Annotated in this window: 20 protein-coding genes; 7 read left to right on the forward strand and 13 right to left on the reverse strand. The window is 61.9% G+C overall.

Features of this window, described 5'->3' with window-relative positions:
- Window positions 1-33 precede the first annotated feature (33 nt).
- Together GV819_RS20350 and GV819_RS20355 are read left to right on the forward strand one after the other, a co-directional pair.
- Complete coding sequence (locus GV819_RS20350) at window positions 34-1,776, forward strand: amidohydrolase (protein ID WP_161757837.1); 1,743 nt, start codon at window positions 34-36, stop codon at window positions 1,774-1,776.
- 104 nt (window positions 1,777-1,880) lie between these two features.
- Window positions 1,881-2,618: a TorF family putative porin gene (locus tag GV819_RS20355; RefSeq protein ID WP_161757838.1), complete on the forward strand. Its 738-nt coding sequence runs from the start codon at window positions 1,881-1,883 to the stop codon at window positions 2,616-2,618.
- 48 nt (window positions 2,619-2,666) lie between these two features.
- Here the strand turns inward: GV819_RS20355 and GV819_RS20360 are convergent, their stop codons facing one another.
- The 11 genes from GV819_RS20360 to GV819_RS20410 form a co-directional block, all read right to left on the reverse strand.
- On the reverse strand, window positions 2,667-3,290 hold the full coding sequence (locus GV819_RS20360; protein ID WP_161757839.1) for an NIPSNAP family protein: 624 nt from the start codon (window positions 3,288-3,290) through the stop codon (window positions 2,667-2,669).
- A 272-nt stretch (window positions 3,291-3,562) separates the two neighbouring features.
- Window positions 3,563-4,840: an OprD family porin gene (locus tag GV819_RS20365; RefSeq protein ID WP_161757840.1), complete on the reverse strand. Its 1,278-nt coding sequence runs from the start codon at window positions 4,838-4,840 to the stop codon at window positions 3,563-3,565.
- 228 nt (window positions 4,841-5,068) lie between these two features.
- The gene (locus GV819_RS20370; protein ID WP_161757841.1) at window positions 5,069-5,566 is read right to left on the reverse strand and encodes a flavin reductase; all 498 of its coding nucleotides are present in this window, start codon (window positions 5,564-5,566) and stop codon (window positions 5,069-5,071) included.
- A 19-nt stretch (window positions 5,567-5,585) separates the two neighbouring features.
- Window positions 5,586-6,542 (reverse strand): PDR/VanB family oxidoreductase, encoded by a 957-nt coding sequence (locus tag GV819_RS20375; RefSeq protein ID WP_161757842.1) that lies wholly within the window; start codon window positions 6,540-6,542, stop codon window positions 5,586-5,588.
- A gap of 87 nt (window positions 6,543-6,629) precedes the next feature.
- Window positions 6,630-7,370 (reverse strand): SDR family NAD(P)-dependent oxidoreductase, encoded by a 741-nt coding sequence (locus GV819_RS20380; protein ID WP_161757843.1) that lies wholly within the window; start codon window positions 7,368-7,370, stop codon window positions 6,630-6,632.
- Between the two features lie 10 nt (window positions 7,371-7,380).
- A complete protein-coding gene (locus tag GV819_RS20385; protein ID WP_161757903.1) occupies window positions 7,381-7,857 on the reverse strand; it encodes an aromatic-ring-hydroxylating dioxygenase subunit beta in 477 nt (158 codons plus the stop codon).
- A gap of 19 nt (window positions 7,858-7,876) precedes the next feature.
- A complete protein-coding gene (locus tag GV819_RS20390) occupies window positions 7,877-9,151 on the reverse strand; it encodes an aromatic ring-hydroxylating oxygenase subunit alpha (RefSeq protein WP_161757844.1) in 1,275 nt (424 codons plus the stop codon).
- 47 nt (window positions 9,152-9,198) lie between these two features.
- Complete coding sequence (locus tag GV819_RS20395) at window positions 9,199-9,729, reverse strand: nuclear transport factor 2 family protein (RefSeq protein ID WP_161757845.1); 531 nt, start codon at window positions 9,727-9,729, stop codon at window positions 9,199-9,201.
- Between the two features lie 15 nt (window positions 9,730-9,744).
- Window positions 9,745-10,104 carry an IacB protein gene (locus GV819_RS20400; RefSeq protein ID WP_161757846.1) on the reverse strand — a complete coding sequence of 120 codons (360 nt, stop codon included), beginning with the start codon at window positions 10,102-10,104 and terminating at the stop codon, window positions 9,745-9,747.
- A 28-nt stretch (window positions 10,105-10,132) separates the two neighbouring features.
- Window positions 10,133-11,305, reverse strand: a complete 1,173-nt coding sequence (locus GV819_RS20405; RefSeq protein WP_161757847.1) for an acyl-CoA dehydrogenase family protein — start codon at window positions 11,303-11,305, stop codon at window positions 10,133-10,135.
- 26 nt (window positions 11,306-11,331) lie between these two features.
- On the reverse strand, window positions 11,332-12,444 hold the full coding sequence (locus GV819_RS20410) for an amidase (protein ID WP_161757848.1): 1,113 nt from the start codon (window positions 12,442-12,444) through the stop codon (window positions 11,332-11,334).
- A gap of 790 nt (window positions 12,445-13,234) precedes the next feature.
- Here GV819_RS20410 and GV819_RS20415 point away from each other — a divergent pair.
- The 5 genes from GV819_RS20415 (at window position 13,235) to GV819_RS20435 (ending at window position 19,107) form a co-directional block, all read left to right on the forward strand.
- Window positions 13,235-14,386, forward strand: coding sequence for an ABC transporter substrate-binding protein (locus GV819_RS20415; RefSeq protein ID WP_161757849.1), 1,152 nt, complete (start codon window positions 13,235-13,237; stop codon window positions 14,384-14,386).
- Between the two features lie 107 nt (window positions 14,387-14,493).
- Window positions 14,494-15,531, forward strand: a complete 1,038-nt coding sequence (locus GV819_RS20420) for a branched-chain amino acid ABC transporter permease (protein WP_161757850.1) — start codon at window positions 14,494-14,496, stop codon at window positions 15,529-15,531.
- Complete coding sequence (locus tag GV819_RS20425; RefSeq protein ID WP_161757851.1) at window positions 15,528-17,330, forward strand: branched-chain amino acid ABC transporter ATP-binding protein/permease; 1,803 nt, start codon at window positions 15,528-15,530, stop codon at window positions 17,328-17,330. The genes GV819_RS20420 and GV819_RS20425 overlap by 4 nt, the downstream gene beginning before the upstream one ends.
- The gene (locus tag GV819_RS20430) at window positions 17,330-18,142 is read left to right on the forward strand and encodes an ABC transporter ATP-binding protein (protein WP_161757852.1); all 813 of its coding nucleotides are present in this window, start codon (window positions 17,330-17,332) and stop codon (window positions 18,140-18,142) included. Before GV819_RS20425 ends, GV819_RS20430 begins: the two co-directional genes overlap by 1 nt.
- 158 nt (window positions 18,143-18,300) lie before the next feature.
- Complete coding sequence (locus GV819_RS20435) at window positions 18,301-19,107, forward strand: class II aldolase/adducin family protein (RefSeq protein ID WP_161757853.1); 807 nt, start codon at window positions 18,301-18,303, stop codon at window positions 19,105-19,107.
- Between the two features lie 16 nt (window positions 19,108-19,123).
- On the opposite strand, the gene GV819_RS20440 is transcribed toward GV819_RS20435, so the two are convergent.
- Both GV819_RS20440 and GV819_RS33300 read right to left on the reverse strand, forming a co-directional pair.
- Window positions 19,124-19,600, reverse strand: a complete 477-nt coding sequence (locus tag GV819_RS20440) for a MarR family winged helix-turn-helix transcriptional regulator (RefSeq protein ID WP_161757854.1) — start codon at window positions 19,598-19,600, stop codon at window positions 19,124-19,126.
- Window positions 19,601-19,990: 390 nt separating this feature from the next.
- Window positions 19,991-20,122 (reverse strand): hypothetical protein, encoded by a 132-nt coding sequence (locus GV819_RS33300; protein ID WP_256667549.1) that lies wholly within the window; start codon window positions 20,120-20,122, stop codon window positions 19,991-19,993.
- Window positions 20,123-20,166 lie beyond the last annotated feature (44 nt).

A 20,166-nucleotide genomic window follows, 5' to 3' on the forward strand; every position in this document is an offset into this window, starting at 1 on the left:
TGGCGATCAGACGCAATAACAAGGAAATATTCAATGAAAAGATTCATCCCGAATCTGTTGGTCGCTGCCGTGAGTTTTGCCTCGCTGGAAGCCATGGCCGCCACCGACCTGGTGCTGCTCAATGGCCAGATTTTCACCGCCGACCGGGCCCAGCCCAAGGTCCAGGCACTGGCGGTGGAGAACGGCAAGGTCTTGCAAGTGGGCAGCGACGCACAGATCAAGGCGCTGATCGAGCCAGGCACCCGGGTCATCGACCTGGGGGGCAAGACCTTGATGCCCGGGCTGATCGACACCCACTCCCACGCGATCTTCGGCGGCTTGGAAATGACCAGCGCCAACCTGCAGGACGCGGTGCTCAACCTCGATGAACTGGAACAGCGCCTGCGCACCTGGCGTGACGACGGCACGGCCAAGCATGGCGATGTGCTGACCATCGCCGGCATGAGTTCGGCCTACTGGTCCCAGGCCGAAGCCCTGGGCCAGCACTTCAACCAGGGTGAATGGGCCAAGGTGCCGGTGGTGTTCACCGGCAGCGATCACCACACCGCCTGGGCCAATGACTTCATGCTGCAACGCGCTGGCATCGACGCCGAGTTGCTCAAGCGCCTGCCGGAAGCCGAGCGCGGCACCATCGGCAAACTGGCCGACGGCCTCCCCAACGGCTTCCTGGTGGATGCCGGCTGGGATCGGGTGTCGGCGAAAATGCCGGTAGCGGATGCCGCCGCGATGCTGCGCGCCGCGCAATCGGCCCTGCACTACAACAACAGCCTGGGCATTACCGCGTGGATGGACCCGGCCGCCAATGCCGCCCCTGGCGAGGCGCTGTTCGCCCTCAAGCCCACCGAGAAAACCGTCGGCATGCTGCCCGCCTACAAGGCCTTGGCACAAAGCGGCGAGATGACCGCCCACGTTGCCGCACTGCTGGTGGCCAACCCGAAAAGCCTGCCGGCCGACCTCGACACCCTGGACAAGGTGCGCCAGCAATTCCAGGGCATCCCCAACCTGACCCTGCCCGGCATCAAGATCTTCGCCGACGGCGTGATCGAATACCCGGCGCAGAGCGCGGCAATGCTCGAGCCCTACAAGAACTCCCGCAAACCCGGCGAGCTGCTGATCGACCCGGCACACTTTGGCGAACTGGTCAGCGCCATCGACCAGCGCGGCTGGCTGGTGCACATCCACGCCATCGGCGACCGCGCGGTGCGCGAATCGCTGAACGGCATCGAGCAGGCACGCAAGGATCGCCAGAGCGGCATCACCCACTCCATCACCCACCTGCAGATGGTCAACCCCAAGGAGTTCGCGCGCTTCAAGCCGCTCAACGTGATTGCCTCGATGCAACTGCTGTGGGCCTCCGCCGACGACTACACCACGGACATGATCAAGCCCTACGTCAGTGCCATGGCGTTCCGCTACCAATACCCGGCGCACTCGTTGCTCAAGCACGGCGCGACCCTCTCCGGCGCCAGCGACTGGCCGGTGTCCTCGCCCAACCCATGGAATGCCATGGCCCAGGCCATCACCCGCAAGGGGCCATTGGGGGTACTCAACGCCGATGAAAGCCTGGACCGCGAAACCATGTTCTACGCCTACACCCTGAATGCCGCGCGCACCATTGGCCTGGAGCAGCAGATCGGCTCACTGAGCGCCGGCAAACAGGCCGACTTCATCGTCGTCGACCGCGACGTATTCGCCGTCGATGAAAAAGCCCTGCATGAAACCCAAGTCCTGCAAACCTGGTTCGCCGGCCGCGAAATCTATACCCGCCCTCTCTAATCACAACTGCTGAACCGCTGCCCGCCCCCGCGTCTTGCCGACGTCGGGGCCCGGCGCAGCCTTGCGTGACATCTGCCCATAACAATCACAATAACGGGAAGCCTATGAAGACCCTCACCCTGTTCGCCCTCAGTTCCTTGTGCCTGCTGCCCATGACCAGCCAGGCCATCCCCCTGACCGATGACCTGGCCGTAGAGCTGGAACTGACCCTGGCCAGCGACTACCGCACCCGCGGCATCTCGCAGAGCAAGAACGACCCGGCGGTGCAAGGCGCCGTGACCTTGCTGCACAACAATGGCCTGTACCTGGGCGCCTGGAGCTCCAACGTCGACTTCGGCGGCGGCCTGAAAACCCGCCAGGAAGTCGACTACTACGGCGGCTGGCTGTGGCAGGCCAGCGAAGCGGTGAGCCTCGACCTGGGCTACCTGAAGTTCACCTACCCGCGCGAATCGCAGTTCAACCAGGGCGAGGTCTACGGCATTCTCAGCGTCTACGGGGTCAAGCTGGCGGCCTATTACTCCGATGATGCACCGGGCATCGACAGCAAGCAGAGCACGCTGTACCGCTACATAGGCTACGAAACCCGACTGCCCCTGGAACTGGGTCTGAGCCTGCGTTATGGCGAAATGGACTTCAAGGATCCACGGCTGGTCGGGGCTTCGGAAAAAGGCGTGGACAGCTACCGCGAGTGGCAGGCCAAGCTGACCCGCGAAGTGCTCGGCGTAGTGCTGGGCCTGAGCTACATCGATACCGACCTGTCGAAAACCCAGTGCACCAGCAACTACGGTTTCAGCGACTTGTGCGGCGCCACCCTGGTCGCCAGCGTAACGAAGACCTTCTAACCACCAGGGGCCGTCACCTGCTGGATGCGCGCCCTTGCACGGGGGCGCTCACTGCAACGGCGAGAAACGAGCCGGCAGGTACAGAGTCGAGTGCATGTCGCGCAATTGCGGGGCGGTGTTTTGCGCAGGCCAGACGCCATCCCGAACTGCGCGACTGCGCACCTCCAAGCGCTGCTCAAGGCTGCTGTAAGGCCAGATGTGCAGGTAACGCGGGGTGCGACCATCGGTGGCGTAAAAAGCCGCGTACACCGCCGAATACTCCGCAGCGGTACGCGGCCCGATGGCTTGCTCCCAGCCCTTGAGCGTTGGCGCCAGCCCCGCGGGCACCAGGTCATAAACCCGGAACTCGTAGAAGGGTCCATGGGCGCCCGGCGGCAACGGTTTGAGAAAGCCGAACCGGCTGTAGTTTTCCACCCGCATATCAGTCAACCAGGTACCGATGCCAAAGGCGTCGACACTCCCCAGGTAACGTTCGCGCTCGGCCTGACGAGTGGCTTCATCGACAAACCCGCGCAGCAGCGCAATCTGGTTCAAGGGGCCAATGTCCGAGGCCCAGCATCCCAACAGGGACACCCCTTCGACGCTGTCGGCCAGGCGGCCTTCCAAGCAGTCCATGGCCTGGGCCACGGTGCCTACGCGTAAGGTAAAGGTGATCAGCTCATACAACTTCATGACAACCTCGACGGGTAATGAGTGGGTCAGGCGACGCACCAATGAGCGTTAAAAGAGCGCCCCGCACCAACGGAACAAGGCATCCCGGTGCAGGTGGCCGAGGTGGCTGTAGCCCTGTGGATTCGACCGGAGTCAGTTGCGCTCTAAAAACCGCGCATGGGCAATCCTCGGGTTCAACAGGAAAAAACTGCCGGAGCAATCCATGCGGGAGAAAACCACGGCAGAGCAAAAGTGCCGCCCGATACAGCAGCGGCAAGGTTCAGGTGAGCGCCTCAGAATTTCCAGGTGTAGGTGGTGATCAAGCGGTTCTCCTGATAGTCCGGACCGGATGCACGACCACTGCCATAACGGGTCTTCACGTCGATCCGGCGCCACTCCAGGCCCAGGTCCTTGAACGTGCCGCTTTGCACCACGTACCCCAGGACGATGTTGCGTTCACTTTCGACGTTCTGATCCAGCGCGTTGTTGCCCCGGTCAATGCCGGTGCCGCGCATATAGCGGGTCATCAGTTTCAAGCCGGGCAGGCCCATGGCGGCGAAGTTGTAGTCGTAGCGCAGTTGCCAGGAACTCTCGTTGGGCTTGACGAAGGCGATGGTCGACCAGTTCACCAAGTACGGCTGCGGCGCATAGCCGTTGAGGGTCGGGAACGTCGACTCGCCGAGCATGCGCTGGTAGCCGACGCCAAAGCTGTGGCCAGCCTTTTTCAGGGTCGTCATCACGCCATAGGAGCGGTTGTCGATATTGCCGTACAAGGCCTTGCCATCTTCCTTGTTATTGAAATAGCGCAAGTCGGTTTTCACCCCGTAACCGGCGCCCAGGTCGTGACTGTAAGTCAGCCCTAAATAGTGTTGTTGATAGATGTCTTCCAGTTGCCCATAGAAATAAGTAGTCGAGAAGTTCGGACTGAAGGCATAGGTCGCCCCGCCGAAGTTCAAACCGTCACTGCGCCGTTGAACGTCGGGCCCATTGAACAAGTACATTCTTTCCCGATTGGAGGACTCTCGTGAGCTGATTTCTGTAAAGCGCCCGCCGGTGAGGGTCAAGTTGTCCACTTCCTTGGATTCGACCTGCACCCCGTGATAGGTGGTGATCAACTGCCGGGTGTCGTCGAGATAGGCCACTGGCAAGGTCGGCCGCAGTTCGCCGATTTTCAGTTCGGTCTTGCTGTAGCGCACCTTCCCGGTCAACGCCGCGCGACCGTAATCGCGCACCTGCTCGCCCCTGCGGCTGTCGTAGGGAATGATGCTGTCGGGCCCACGCCCGCCACCGCCGTCCAAGCGGTAGGCGTACTGCGCCGAAAGGTCCAGGCCGAACTGCAAGGTGCCTTCGGTGTAACCCGAGATGGCGCGAAAATCAAAGCCTTGGGTCCAACTGCCAATACGCGATTTAGGCGCATCGGACTGCTTGAAATCACGGTCGATGTAAAAGTTGCGCGCCCCCAGACTGACCTGACGATCATCGAGAAAATCGGCGTGTACGACCTGCGGCGCGAAGAGATACATCACGGCCGTAGTGGAGACGACACGGCTTGCCCAGCTCTTCTGGAACATGAAGCTTTCCTTCTTTTTTTACATGCACAAAGGCACATTGAGTGGGAGCAGATAAAACAAGAAAATGAAACTTTCGAGTTAGCCTGCAGTGTTATTTTTATAACCACTTACTGCAAAAAAAGTCGTGACGCGATCGTTCACCAAGACAGTGAAGACAGCGTTATAGTTATTCTATTTTCCCAGCACTTACGGAAAACTTAAGTTGACACTTACACCCCAACAACAACTTCACGAGATATTGAAAGTTCCCCCTATTGGATGATACGCACGATTGAAATAGACCAGGCCCTGCTGGCCCTCACCATTGCGAATGCCCAGGACCTCGCAATAGAAAATCGTGTGCGACCCCACTTCATGGGCCTGAGCAATGCGACAGTCGAAGCTCACCAACGCCTCGTCGAGCAGCGGTGCGCCACTTTCCAGGGTGCTCCAGCAGGCACTGGAAAAGCGCTGTTCAGCGTTCAGTTCACGGTTGGCGAATGCCCCCGACACCTCGCGTAGCTCGGGGGTCAGTACGTTGACGCTGAGGACACCGTTGCTCTTGAAGTGCACGTTGGAAAACGACGAACGATTCATGCACACCAGCAGCGTTGGCGGCTGATCGGTGACGCTACAGACCGCTGAGGCAGTGAAGCCGAAGCGACCGGCCGGACCGTCGGTGGCGATGATCGAAACCGCCCCGCCCAGCATCGACATTGAGTTACGAAATCCTGTTGTATCGACCATGGTATTAGCCTCCGGGCTATCAGATATCCAGCACCAGCTTGTTCGACCTGGCGCGCGAGCAGCACACGAGGATCTGGTCGTTGGCACTCTTTTCGTCGTCGGTGAGGTACACGTCGCGGTGATCCGGCTCGCCCTCCAGGACGTCGCACAGGCAAGTCCCGCACACCCCTTGCGCGCATGACACTTCGATGTTGATTCCCACCGTCCTCAAGGCCTCGACGATGCTTTGCCCCTGTGCGACCTGCACGGTCTTGCCGCTGCGCGCCGCATGCACTTCAAAGCTCGCCCCCGAGGCGTCGACCGCCACCTGAAAGTACTCGCGGTGCACATGATCGTCGGCGTAGCCCTGGGCAAGGGCCTGGCCGATGACCCAATCCATGAACCCGGCCGGGCCACAGACATACACATGCACGTCCGCCTGCGGGTTGCCCAGGAGGCTGGCCAGATCAAGCTTCTGCGCCTCCTCTTCGTCGTCGAAGTGGGTGTGCAGGCATGCGGCGAACCCGGCACTGCCAAGCTCATCGAGAAAGGCGCTGCGGCTGCGTGAGCGGGCGCAATAGTGCAATTCGAAATCGCTGTCGCGGGCATTCAGGGCATAGGCCATGGCCACCATCGGGGTGATGCCGATGCCACCGCCGATCAGGATCGAGCGCCGCGCATTGGGGGCCAGGGGGAAATGATTGCGCGGCGTGCTGATCTCGATTTCCCGTCCTTCGAGCAGCGCGTGCACCGCCAGCGAACCGCCGCGCGAGTCTGGGTCCTTGAGCACCCCCAGGCGATAGGCGTCGACGTTGGCCGGGTCACCGCACAGTGAATACTGGCGCACCAGCCCCGGCTTGAGATGGACGTCGATGTGCGCGCCCGCCTCGAACGACGGCAAGGGTCGCCCTTGCGGACTGACCAGATCCAGCACGACGACACCGTCGCCCTGCTCTTCGCGCTTGCGCACGACGACTTTCAATACTTGATCGCTCATCCAGGATCATCCAGGTTGCGTGGTAATGGGGCCGCCACAGCGGCCCCTGCAGGGTAGTGAGCGGCCTTCAGGAGCGCCGCCCGCCAGTCAGCGCATGAAGATTCCGCCATTCACATCCCAGGTCGCGCCGGTGGTGAAATAAGCCTCTTCACTGGCCAGCTGCACCACCAGGCGCGCGATGAAATCGGCATTGCCGAGACGCTTCACCGGGATCGCCTCAATCAGCTTTTCCAGACGCTCGGGCGGCACGGCGGCGCGCACCGCCGGCGACTCGATCGGCCCCGGGGCAATGGCATTGACCGTGACCCCCGAGGCCGCCAACTCCTTGGCGAAGATTTTCGTCAGGGTGATGATCGCGCCCTTGGACGCCGCGTAGTGGGCTCCGGTCGCAGTACCGCCGTTCTGCCCAGCCAGGGAGGCCATGTTGATGATCCGCCCGTAACCTTGAGCGGCCAGGTAGGCGCCCAGCACCTGGCAACCGACGAAGGTGCCGCGCTGGTTGACACTCACCACCCGGTCGAACTCTTCCGGGCTGATCTGCATCAGTGGTGTGGTCAGGGTCATCGCCGCGTTGTTGACCAGCACGTGCAGCCCACCCCAGGCGTCCAGCACCGCGCCGAGCGCGGCCTGGAAATCAGCCTTGCTGGCGACATCCAGTTGCAGGGCCAGGACCCGTTCGCCGCCGGGGTCGAGTTCGCCGGCACAGGCCTGCGCAGCCACCAGGGAAAGGTCGCTGATTACCACCCGATAACCTGCCGCCAGCAACTGCGTGGCGATGCTTTTGCCCAGCCCGCTGGCCGCGCCCGTGACCAAAGCTACTGGTGTCATGGTCGGCTCCTCAAAGGATGTAACCGATACCGGCGAGGGTATCGGTGGAGTTGATCAATTGGATCAGCTTGCGCTGGATCTTGAAGCTGTCGCCGCTGCGCACCAGGTCGAAGGTGACGTCAGCGGTGTACTGCTTGAGCACGTCCTTGCGGAACTCGCGCAGGTTCTGCGCGCAGCGCACAGTGATCACGCCATCGACCTCGGCCAGCAGGCGAAAACGCGACTGGCTGCGTACGGTGCGGGCCCGCGGCGTCGTCGAGATCGACTCGCCACTGGTCAGGCGGGTCACCCGCAACTGCCGCATGTGGTGATTGTCGTAGGCGTAGTTCAGGGTATTTTCGAAGTCGGTTTGCAGCGGGTCGATGGGAATGATGTAGGTCGCGGTCGCGGTCCACAGATCGAGCCATTCGACGAAATCGCCATGGTCCAGCATGTCCGCTTCCTGCCAGATGAAGGCCGTGACTTGGTTGAGCAATTGCAGATTGATCATGGTGTTCTCCGTCGACTCAGGCCGACATCATCTTTTTCCACTGCTGGTAAGCAGCGCGCATTCCGGTCTCGGCACTGACGTCGCTGATCAGGCCGTCCGCGCTGGGCTGTTCACCCGGCAAACCGCGGTTGAGCATGATCCACAGGTCGGTGCCGGCACTGGCACCGCGCTGCACCCGCTCCCAGGCTTCGGAGTCGTCCGGCGTGCCGAAACCCATCGGGCCCTGGAAGTGTTCATGCAGGCGCAGGCGATAACGGTTGGCCACGGCCGGGCCGCCATCCATGGTGATCACCGCGTGATGGATTTCGGTCTGGTCCACCGCGATCGGTTGCAGGACCCGGAAGAACGCCATCGAGCAGGCAATGTTGGGAAACAAGTTGAGGTTGAAACCCGAACCGCCCACCGCCCGCACAATGCGCCGCACCGCCTGTTCGTCCTGGCCCTCGGCGCGCAGTTGTACGGCCAGCTCCTCGAAGCGCTGCGGAATCGGCAGGTCGAGGTTGGCATCCAGGTCGATCAGGTCAGGGATCATCACCATCACACTGTGACCGTTGCCCAGGTCTTCGACGTAACCCGGCCCCTTGACGAAATCGAACAGCTCCAGGGTCTGCTCATCCACCGAGGCCAGGAACGATTTGTGCACCAGCGGGAAGTGATAGGCGTCGGTGGTGTTCTCCAGCTGGATTTTCCAGTTGCCGGGAAAGCGGAAGCGGTGCTCACCACCGACTTTCACCGGGTAACCGGCGCCCTGCTTCATGAACAGGTCGATCCATTTCTTGGCCGGGCCGAGATAATCTGCGAGCGGCTGAATATCGTCCTTGAAGGTGGCGAAGATCATGCCGCTGTACTGCTCGACACGCAGGCTCACCAGCGGCAGCTCGTCCTTGTCCAGGCAATCGGCGTAGCTCTCCGGGTGCGGCACCCCGCGCAGGCTGCCGTCCAGGGCGTAGCTCCAGCCGTGGTAAGGGCAGACGAAACTGTTGGTCTTGCCCTTCTTGTGCTCGCACACCGTGGCCCCACGATGGCGGCAGCGGTTGAGCAGCACGTGCACGTCCTGCTTGCGGTCGCGCACGACGATCACCGGCTGCTTGCCGATGTAGGTGCTCTTGTAGCTGCCGGTCTCGGGAATCTCGCTGGCGTGGGCCACCCAGATCCACGTGCTGTAGAAAATCTTCTCCAGCTCCTGGTCGAAGATCTTGCCGTCGGTGTACAGCGAAGTGTGCACACGGTCGGGCAGCACCCGCTCAGCCGGGGTGGATTCCAGGGTCAGGGTATCTATCAGGTTATTCACGATCACTCCTCGTCGGCGTGACCCGCCGACTATAAGAATTCTGCGGGCTACTGCTCGGCCGGTGCCGGCACCGGCAAATGCTCATCACTGTTCCAGTGGTCCACCGGACGACTGAACAGGTTCTCGGTCTGAAAATGCGCCATGCGCCATTGCCCCTGTTCGCGAGCGAAACGCACGCTCAAACGGGCACTGTTGAGGTGCGACGCACCACTGGCGAAGGTCGAGGCCTGCAACATCACCCAGCTGGCCTCGGCCTCGTCACCGTTCACGCGGATCAGCTCCGAGGTCAGAAAATGCACGTTGAGCGCAAAGTGCGCCGGCTCGACCATGTAGGTCGCAAACATGGCGCGGATGGCGTCACGCCCACGGTAGCCACCAAAGCTGTCGCGATATTTGGCGCCCTTGCCTTCCCAGAGTGCGTCGTCGGTAAACAGCTCGGCCAGTTCGGCCAGTGGCGAGCCCACGCCCAACTCATCGCACAGCACCATGTAGCGGTTCATGCAGGCGCGCACGGCGTTCTCGCTGTGCAGCTGGTCGAGCCGTTGCTCCAGGGCTTCGATGCGCTCTTGTGGTGACATTTGGCTTCTCTCCACTCAGCGCTGGATGATCAGTTCGCGGCCGGTACGGGCCTCGACCTTGCAGTACTTCCAGAGTTTGTAGGGGCCGTCGCCGACCGCCGTGGTGCGGAACAGATTGCAGGCGGCATGCACGGTCTCGATGTCCGGCACGTCGGCCAGCAGGTAGGTGGTCCAGGGCCAGCCGGCGGACGGTCCGACCATGCTCTGGTCGTCGTCCATGTTGCCCAGCACCGTGACGCCAGGCAGGTCGCCGATGGCATGCCACATTTCGCCAAACGCGGCCCAGACTTCCAGGGCCTCGGGGCGTGGCGCATCGAAGAAGTTCTGGTTGATGCCGATGCAGAACAGAACGCGCAGGGCTTTTTTATCGGTCATGAAATTCACCACTCAATGGTTGAAGAAATTACAGGTAACCCGGCAGCGGTTTGTTGCCGAAGAAGATCGCGCCGGCGTTCTGGTAGGTCATGTCGCCCATGAAGGCGTGCTGGGTGATGACCTGGGTGTCGTTGACGAAACGCGACAGCGGGTTGCTGCGGTACACCCCGCTCATGCCCGAGAGCATTTGCGCGGTGCGCGCCACTTCAGCGGCCACGCGGGTGGCGTGGGTCGACGACAGGCGCAACATGTTGGTCTGCTCCAGGCTCACCGGAGCGCCGGCCAGCACGCTGTTCCAGGCGTCGTCGATGGCCTCGTAGAACCAGCAGCGCGCGGCCCGCAACGAGGCCTCGGCCTTGGCCACCTCGACCTGCGCCAAGGGCCGGTCGGACAACGATGGCGCGCCGGTGACCGAGATCCGCCCCGAGGCCATGCCACTCAGTTCGTCCAACGCGGCGCGGGCCACGCCCAGGCCGACCACCGACAGCACCTGGGTGGCGAAGGACAAGGACGGGTAGCGAAAAAAAGGCTCATCGAGGTTCGATGGCCCGCCGCGCACGAAGGTCCACTCTTCCGGCACCACCACGTTCTCTACCACCACGTCGTGGCTACCGGTTCCCACCAGGCCGACCACATTCCAGCTCTCCTCGATCCGCACTTTGTCCCGAGGGATCAGCGCCAGGCGTGGCAGGCCCAGCATCTCGCCATTTTTCGGGGCAATGCCGACGCCGATCAGCGAGGCGCCCATGCAGCCACTGGAGAACTTCCAGCGGCCGTTGACCTCCAGGCCACCGTCGACAAAGGTCGCCGGTTGCGGCGGAAAGATCCCCCCGGCAAACACCACGTCGGGCGACTCGGCGTAGATTTTCCTGATCGTTTCCAGGGGCAGCGCTGCCAGGTACACCGGGCTCATGCCGAAGCTTGCGACCCAGCCGGCGGAACCGTCGGCAATCGAAATGTCCTCGACCATCTGGCAGAACTCGGCCGGCGAACACTCATCGCCACCAAAACGCTTGGGCACTAGAGCGCGGTACACGCCGAGGGTGCGAAAACGCTCGATCACGTCCGCAGAAATGAACTTCTGCCGGTCGAATTCCTCGTCCCGGGCCCGGGCCCGGATCTCGACGAGCAATTGCTGAAACTCTTCACCCGCGGTGATCGGCGCACGGCGCTGATGGTCCCGCTCGCTAAGGACAGTCATGGGGTTCTCCAAGGTAAACATGGCGATTAGTCTTCCAGGCGCCGGACCAGCTCGCGGGCCACTGCACACAGCAGTTCATCCGCGCCATGGGCGGCAATGAGTTGAAGGCCCACCGGCAGTCCCGAAGCGCCTTCCAGAGGAATGCTCAGGGCCGGATGACCGGAAAGATTGAACGGCCGCACCAGGGCGGTCATGCCCAGGACCGCACGGGTATCGGTAGCGTCGGCCAGCACCAGCGGATAGTCGGGCATGGTCGGCAGCGCCAGGATCGGGAACCGCTGCAGCGCCTCGTCGACCTCGGCGGTGAAGGCCAGGCGCACCTGCTCGGCTTCGGCCAATGCGGCACTGGAGGTCTGCCCGGCGGCCTGCAGGCGGCCGGCGATATCGCTGCCCACTCGGCCGGTTTGCAACAAGTGGCCGCAGGCGTTCCAGGTCTCGGCATTGATCACCACCATGCCGGCGTCATACGCCGCGGCCATGCCTGGCAGCCGTTGCTGGCCGAGGCTGAAAGCGCTGCGCTGCAAGGCATGGTCGAGGGCTGCGCGGATCGGCTCGCTGGCTTGCACCGGAACCACCCCGATGCTGATCTGCGTCACCGCCGGCAAGGGGCCAAAACCTGGATCGATGGCCTGCATGGCTTCGATCAGGCGCTCCATGCTGCGTGCCAGCGGCCCCACGCAATCCAGTGAGCTCTGCGCCGGCATCACGCCTTTGCGGCTGACCCGGCCGAAGCTCGGCTTGAGGCCAAACACGCCACAGCAGGCCGCTGGAATACGCACCGAACCACCGGTGTCGGTGCCCAGGGCAAAGTCGCACAGCCCGGCCGCCACCGCCGCCGCCGAACCACTGGACGAGCCGCCGGGTATACGCCCCGGATAACGCGGGTTCGGCGGCGTGCCGGCCCAGGCATTCAGGCCGGTGGTACCAAATGCCAGCTCATGCAGGCTGGTCTTGCCGCTGATTCGGCACCCGGCATCCAGCAGCGCCTGTACCACTTGCGCATGCTCAACGGCAGCCGGCGCATCAGCCAATGCATGACTCGAAGCCCGGGTCGGGTAGCCGGCGATATCAATGGTGTCTTTCACCATCACCGAGCTGCCGCTCCCACCCAATGCTAATTCCTCGACGACAATCGACATGCCCTTCACCTGCTTCATGGGTCACTGGCCAACCTCGCCAGAACAGATGCACCCGACCGAAACCAGTGGGTGAACGCTTAAATCTAAAATCATAATAATTAGTTGAAATGTCAATTGAATTTGACATCTTTTATTGGTGTGTATTTTAGGTGCATTTTCTGACCCCAAGCACCGTCATCGTGCAGTTTGGTAACAGCCTCAAAAAAGCCGAAAAACATCGAATATCATGATTTTTATCATTAAATTCAGCACCTTATGAGCAATATGAAAATCAATCCCAATAAACAGGAAAACTATAAAACGCCCTTACAGAGAAAATATTTACGTTCCAAATCAACTAATAAATCACTAAAAAAAAGGCAAAATAACCCATAAAAAATACCGATTTTTCCCCTTCATTTTTTCTGCTTTCCGCCCTCCACAAAGACAACATTGACCCAGGTCAATGCCTTGCCCCAGACGCTGTGCGTGGCCTTTTCGCGCTGCTGCAAAAGCCCCCAGGGAGCGGCCGTGAAAGGGCCCGGGGATCGACCACCGAAGGCACGACTGCCAAGCCTCGGCGGTAACACTCGGCGAGCCGGTCGAACGTTTTTTCTGGCATGCAATCTGCTTTTGCCCTCCACGCTCCCTGGCCGATGAGTCGTCGGTCGATCAGCAGCCACAGCGTCCGGCCCATTCGCCGCAACGCTCGAACGGTTCGACAAAAACAGGTCAGCCCCGATGCCCTCAAACGCTAGGGAGCCTTGGCCAGCAACCCCTTGCAGCGCCTTGCAACTCTTCGGAGAAAGTCATGCTTTTCAGAAAAGCCGTGTCCACGTTGTTGTTGAGTGTTGCCTGCGCCAGCGCCGCGCAAGCTGAAGTGAAAGTGGGTGTCATCACCTCCGCCACCGGCCCTATCGCGCTGATCGGCATCCCACAGAAGAACACCATCGCCCTGCTGCCGACCCAGGCCGGGAACCAGACGGTGAAGTACATCGCCCTGGATGACGCCAGCGACCCGACAGCCACCGTCAAGGCCCTGAAGAAACTGATCGATGAGGAAAAGGTCGACGCGATCATCGGCCCGAGCGGCTCGCCCAACGCCATGGGGGTGATCCAGTTCGTCGCCGAGGCCGGTGTGCCGTTGCTGGCCCCCGTAGGGACGGCTGCAGTGGTGCTGCCGATGACCGAGCAGAAAAAATGGGTGTTCAAGACCACCCAGAACGACGACCTGATCGCCAAGGCGCTGTTTGCGTACATGAGCAAAAAGGGGGTCAAGACCCTGGGTTTCATCGGCACCAGCGACCCTTACGGCGAGAACTGGGCCAAGGTCATGGCCGGGCTCGCCACCGAGCACAACATCCAGGTGGTGGCCAACGAACGCTTCCAGCGCCAGGACACTTCGGTCACCGGGCAAAGCCTGAAAATCCTCAGCGCGCGGCCTGATGCCGTGCTGGTCGCCGCCCCCGGCAGCTCGGCAGTGATGCCCCAGGCCACGCTGTTCGACCAGGGTTATCGTGGCCAGGTCTACCAGACCCACGGCGCGGCGCTGCCGGACTTTCTCAAGCTCGGCGGGAAGAAAGTCGAGGGCACCATTCTGGCCGCGAGCCTGATGCTGGTCCTGGATGAAATGCCCGACTCGCACCCCTCGAAAAAAATCGCCAGCGACTACACCAGTGCCTACGAAAAACTCACAGGCAGCAAACCCGCAACCTTCGGCGGTAACACCTTCGATGCCGGCCTGCTGCTGCAAAAAGCCATTCCGATCGCCGCCCAGAAAGCTGCGCCCGGCACCGCCGAGTTCCGCACGGCATTGCGCGAGGCCCTCGAACAGAGTCACGAACTGGCCGGCACCCAGGGGGTTTACAACATGACGCCACAAGACCACAGCGGCTTCGATGAACGCGGCCGGGAAATGATCGTGGTGAAAAACGGCAACTGGACCCTGTTGCACGACAACTGATCGACACCTTGGGCATGCCGTCCGTGGCATGCCCGGCCGACCTGGCGCTACTTCAGCCCCAGACCGGCCCCGCTTGATATTCAACCGATCAGAAGAGAGTGCTCATTATGAATTTCCAGATAGCCATGCTGCTGGGCCAGGACGGCATGACCAATGGCGCGATCTACGCGCTGCTGGCCCTGTCGATCCTCCTGGTGTTCACCGTGACGCGGATCCTGTTGATCCCCCAGGGTGAATTCGTTACCTATGGCGCCTTGACCATGGCCACCTTGCAGAGCGGTCGACCCACCGCACTGATCTGGCTGCTGCTCGGGCTCACACTGATCGACTGCCTGCTCGACCTGTGGGGCGCCGCGCGATCCAGCCGGGCATTGCGCTGGCCCTGGCGCGTGCTGTTCAAGCTCGGTTATGCGCTGCTCATCGCACTGCTGATCAAGACCCTGCCCCTGGCCGAACTGCCAATGCTGGTGCAGGCGCTGCTGACCCTGGCCCTGGTGGTGCCGCTGGGACCGCAGATCTACCGCCTGGTGTTCCAGCCCATTGCCGCGGCCAGCGCCCTGGTGTTGCTGATCGTATCGATCGCCGTGCACGTGAGCATGGTCGGCATTGCCCTGCTGCTGTTCGGTCCCGAAGGCGCGCGCACCAAGCCATTTTCCGAAGCCGGCCTGGAGCTCGGACCGGTGACCTTCAACAGCCAGACACTCTGGGTGCTGGCAGTGTCCCTGGCCTTGATCATCGGCTTGTACCTGTTCTTTGAACGCACGCTGTATGGCAAGGCCCTGCGCGCCACTGCAGTCAATCGCATGGGCGCCAGGCTAATGGGTATTTCACCGACGCTGGCGGGCAAGTCGACCTTCCTCCTGGCTGCGCTGATCGGCACGTTGTCGGGAATCCTCATTGCCCCCATCACCACCTTGTATTTCGACTCGGGCTTCATCATCAGCCTCAAGGGCTTTGTCGGCGCAATCATCGGCGGCCTGGTCAGCTACCCGGTCGCGGCCATCGGGGCCCTGGCCGTGGGCCTGGTCGAGGCGTTCTCGATGTTCTGGGCCAGTACCTACAAGGAAATCATCGTCTTCACCCTGATCATTCCGTTCCTGCTTTGGCGTTCGCTGACCCACCGTCATGTGGAGGAAGAACAATGAATCCGCGCTATCTGGTACTCGCCCTGATATTGCTCCTGGGCGTGGCACCGCTGCTGTTGCCGCCCTACTACGTGACCCTGCTCAACTACATCGGTCTTTACACCCTGGTGGTGCTCGGCCTGGTCCTGCTGACCGGGGTCGGCGGCATGACCAGCTTCGGCCAGGCCGCGTTCGTCGGCCTCGGTGCCTACACGTCGGCCTGGCTGACCACCAGCGAGCAGCTACCGGCGTGGCTGGCCTGGGCCAGCACCTCGCCCTGGCTGACCTTGCTGGTCGGGGTCATGTTGACGGCCGGCGTGGCTCTGCTGCTCGGCGCGCTGACGCTCAAGCTGTCCGGGCACTATCTGCCCCTGGGCACGATTGCCTGGGGCCTGTCGCTGTATTACCTGTTCGGCACCCTGGAATCCTTAGGCGGGCATACCGGGGTCAGCGGCCTACCGTCGATTTCGCTGTTCGGCCTGCTGCTGGACAAGGGCGAAAAGATCTTCTATCTGATCTGGGCCTTCCTGCTGATGGCCATCCTCATCACCCAGAACCTGCTGAACTCGCGCGAAGGCCGGGCCATACGCACGCTCAAGGGCGGCCAACTGATGGCCGAGTCGATGGGCATCAACACCTTGCGCTCGAAGATGGTGATCTTCGTCATCTCGGCGGTCTTCGCGGCGATTTCCGGCTGGCTTTACGCCCACACCCAACGCTTCGTCAACCCGACGCCGTTCGGCCTGAACATGGGCATCGATTACTTGTTCATGGCGCTGATCGGCGGCGTCTCCAGTGTCTGGGGAGCCCTGCTCGGCAGCAGCGTCCTGACCCTGCTCAAGCAATGGCTGCAGGACTGGCTGCCTCACCTGCTGGGCGATAGCGGCAACTATGAAACCATCGTCTTCGGCCTGTTGATCGTGCTGTTGATGCAGCGCGCACCCGGTGGGCTGTGGCCATTGCTGGTCGGCTGGCTGCCCAAGCGCTTCAAGGCTCGCAGTCGGGGGCCGGCGGTCGACGCCAGCGCCCCGCCCCTGCCCCGCCGCGAACAGCCGCAACACGGGCAGCAGGTGCTTGAGGCGCGACACGTGAGCCGGCATTTCGGTGGCCTGGTGGCCAACAATGACATGAACCTGAAGATCCACAGCGGGGAAATTCTCGCCCTGATCGGACCCAACGGCGCCGGTAAGAGCACCTTGTTCAACCAGTTGTCCGGGGTCGACACCCCGACGTCCGGCGAGGTGCTGTTCATGGGCCGCAAGATCAACGGCCTGAGTTCACGACACGTGGCCCGCATGGGCCTGAGCCGGACCTTCCAGCATGTCAAGCTGCTGCCGGAAATGAGCGTACTGGAGAACGTCGCCATCGGCGCGCACCTGCGCGGACACCGAGGAATCCTGGCCGCCGCCCTGCATCTGGAGCGCCGCGAAGAGGCCATGCTGCTCAATGAGGCCAGGCTCCAGCTGGAGCGGGTCGGTCTCGGTGACTGCCTGCATGAACAGGCCGGCAGCCTGGCGCTGGGCCAGCAGCGAATCCTCGAAATCGCCCGTGCCTTGTGCGCCGACCCTTGCCTGCTGTTGCTCGACGAGCCCGCAGCCGGCCTGCGCCTGAAAGAAAAACAAGCCCTCGGCATCCTGCTCAGCCGGCTGCGCAGCGAAGGCATGGCGATCCTGCTGGTGGAGCACGACATGGACTTCGTCATGGGCCTGGTAGACCGGGTGGTGGTGATGGAGTTCGGTCAACGGATCGCCCAGGGCCTGCCCGAAGAGGTGCAGAAAGATCCTGCGGTACTCGAAGCTTATCTGGGAGGGATGGAATGATGAACATGCCTGCACAACCGCAACTCGTGTCGCACAACCAGGTCAGCGACCCGCTGCTGCAGATCAGCAACCTGAGCGTGGCCTACGGCAAGATCGAGGCCTTGAGCAACGCCAGCCTGTGCGTCGGCAAAGGCCAGATCGTCACGGTGATCGGCCCCAACGGCGCCGGCAAGACCACCTTGCTCTCGGCCATCATGGGCGTGCTCGGTTCCCATGGCCGGGTGGACTTCGATGGCCGCCTGGAGAGCGTGCCAGAGGTCGAGGTCATGGTTTCGCGGGGGCTCGGCCTGGTTCCGGAAAAACGCGAACTGTTCACCAGCATGAGTGTCGCCGACAACCTGTTGCTGGGCGCCTTCCAGCGCCATTGCCGAGGTGATCGCGACTACGCTCGCACCCTTGGCGAGGTCTATGAGCTGTTCCCGCGCCTGTGGGAGCGCCGTGGGCAACTGACCGCGACCCTTTCCGGCGGTGAACGACAGATGCTCGCCGTGGGCCGCGCGCTGATGGCCAAGCCCAGATTGCTGATGCTCGATGAGCCCAGCCTGGGCCTGGCACCGTTGATTACCCGGGAGATCTTCCGGATCATCAGCGCACTGCGCGAACAGGGCGTGTCGATCCTCCTGGTCGAGCAGAATGCCCGCGCCGCGCTGCGGGTCGCCGACTACGCCTACGTGCTGGAAACCGGTCAGATCGCCATGCAGGGCCCCGCGCAACAACTGGCCAATGACCCACGGGTCATCGAGGCCTATCTGGGCCTGGCCAGCAAGCATCAGGAGATGCTCGCCCCGCTGAATCCAGAAGCGTCACCATGACCCCTGCCGAACCCGACCCTCGGTCTGCGGCATGTGCTCGGCGGCGTGACATTCATCACCCCGCACTGCCCAGCCAGTCGAACACCCCACACCTGATGCTCTGGCACGCTTTCGCAGCGACCAGGCATGCCTCTGATGCTGTGCACAAGGAACCCGCCATGACCCACGCCTCCCTGGAAAAGCCAACCCATTGCAGCAACGACGAATGGGCCCTGCGCGTCGAACTCGCGCACTGCTATCACCTGGTGGATTTCTTCGGTTGGAGCGAAACCATCTTCAACCATATTTCCGCGCGCCTGCCCGGCCCGGCGCACCACTACCTGATCAACCCGTTCGGCCTGAACTACAGCGAAGTGACCCCGGCCAATCTGCTCAAGGTCGATCTGCAGGGCACAAAGCTTGAAGACTCACCCTATGACGGCAACCCCGCCGGTTTCGCCCTGCACAGTGCCGTGCATGGTGCGCGACCAGATATCCGCTGCCTGATCCATACCCACACCACGCCGATCTCGGCCATCGCCATGAAACAGGCCGGTTTCGCTCACCACGACTTCTATGGTGCACAGCTCAGCGGACGTATCGGCTACCACACCTTCGAGGGCATCACCCTGTTCGATGACGAGAAGGCCCGGATGATCGACAGTCTCGGCGACAAACACATCCTGGTGCTGCGCAACCACGGCATCGCGGTCGGTGAAAGCAGCATCGCCAAGACCTTCTTCCTGCTCTGGACCGTCCAGCGCGCTGCCGAGATCCAGTGCCAGTCCGGCGCCCTTGGCGGCGCAGACAACCTCCTGCCGGAAGAGATCAGTACCAAGTGCGCCGACCTCACCGCGATGCTGATCGGCAACAGCGGCTTCGCCGATAAATTTTTCAGCGCCATGGTGCGCAAGATGCAAGCCGAGCGTGGTCAGTACGGGTCATTGGCGCCGGCCAATCAGGCGTCAGGCCGGGCCAGGATCTAAAGCACAGCGGTGAGGTTCAATCCTGTGGCAGGTTGTTGAAAATCTTTTCCAGGGTGCTGTTGAGCTTGGTGATCTGCGCTTCGGTCAGACCCTCGAAGCTATTGAGGAAGATGTCGCGGGTACCTTGCTGGATCTTTTCGATGGTCTGCCGGCCGCTATCGGTCAGCGAGACTTGAGTGACACGCCCGTCGCTGGCGCTGGTGGCGGTTTCCACCAGGCCGTCGGCCTTCATGCGGTAGACGATCTTGGTGATGGTCGGCAGCTTGGCAATGGCATGGATGGAGATTTCCGAAATGCTCGACTCGCCGTTCTCCTTGAGAATGAACAGGATCCGCCAGCGCGGGATGTCCATGTCGATTTTCTTCAGCGCTTTCTCCATGGCCATGGAGTAACGCCCGTACAGACGAGCCAACCAGTAGAAGGGGAATTGCTCCTTCTTGAAGTCCTCACTGGCGGGGTCGTAGCGGCTTCGGCGTTTTTTCGGGGTGCTCATAAAGGTTCGCGGCGCCTTGGATCAAAGCTGGGATTATAGGGACATCGCACCACTCGTCGCCCGTGAGCGCTTACGCATGAGGTGCAGCGGGCGCCATTGTCACGCTCGACGCTGCAAAAAACCAGCGACCACGCTGGCCTCGGCAGCGCTGTCCCGACCACGGGTGAGGGTCGGTCTTGCAAGACGGCCAAGCGCTGCACTGGCTGGAAAACTCGTGGGGGTTCTCCTGAGGAAGCTGAACGCTATACCAACCCATCCCTTCTTCCTCCAGGCCAGGAGTACCGTATGCCGACTCGAAAACTTGTCCTCAGCGCCCACCAACAGCCACTCATCAATACGCAGGGCAAGTCCGCTCGCTAGCCAAATACCCGCAAGGTTCCGGGTGAAGGTTTACGCCTGCTGGGGCAAGGTGTCGCCGAGGAAGTAGCGAGAATCGCGGCACTGCGCCAAGCGGCCTCGGCCGGTATTGCGGATCTGCAACAAGCTTGCTGCAGCGAAGTACAGGAAGACCAACTGCAGCAATACCTTGAAGACCTGGAGCTGGAGGCGGCGGCGCAGGAGAAACA

This window comes from Pseudomonas sp. Fl5BN2 (assembly GCF_009908205.1).
Classification (GTDB): Bacteria; Pseudomonadota; Gammaproteobacteria; order Pseudomonadales; family Pseudomonadaceae; genus Aquipseudomonas.